The following is a 670-nucleotide window of genomic DNA, read 5'->3' on the forward strand; positions in this document are numbered from 1 at the left end:
AGTCCCACGCCGAAACGAGCGACCACCAGCGAGTTCGCTCTGCCGAGAGCTGAATTGTCCGGAGCGCGAAGATCAGCTGGCCGAACGTCCGTCACCCGCGCGCCGGTGCGCCGGCGTGTCAAGGTTGATCATTTGTCCTGTTTAGTCTCCGGAATGTCCCAGTCCCCGGGCGGCGCGGCGCAGGAACTCGGCATTCGTGGCCGTGGCCTTGAGGTGCTCGAGCAGCTGCTGCAGGCTCTGCTTGCGGTCCTGACCGGTGAGCGCCCGGCGGAGTTGGTGCATCAGGGCAAGCTCGGTCGGCGCCACCAGCGTCTCGTCGTGCCGGGTGCCCGAACCGGTGACGTCGATCGCCGGGAAGAGCCGGGACTCGGCCAGCGACCGGTCCAGCTTGAGCTCGGCGTTGCCGGTGCTCTTGAACTCCTCGAAGATGACGGTGTCCATCGCGGAGCCGGTGTCGACCAGGGCGGTCGCGATGATGGTCAGCGAGCCGCCGTTCTCGATGTTGCGGGCGGCGCCGAGGAACCGCTTCGGCGGATACAGCGCGGTGGAGTCGAGACCACCGGACATCGTCCGGCCCCGGCCCGGCGCGGCCAGGTTGTACGACCGGCCCAGCCGGGTGATCGAGTCCAGCAGCACGACCACGTCGTGGCCGGCCTCCACCAGCCGCTTC

General features: G+C 68.7%; 1 pseudogene. It reads right to left on the reverse strand.

Annotation, left to right across the window (positions count from 1 at the left end):
• Positions 1 to 141 precede the first annotated feature (141 nt).
• Positions 142 to 670: pseudogene (locus tag DMB66_RS60310) on the reverse strand (transcription termination factor Rho); the annotation flags it as partial.

Source organism: Actinoplanes sp. ATCC 53533, assembly GCF_003947245.1.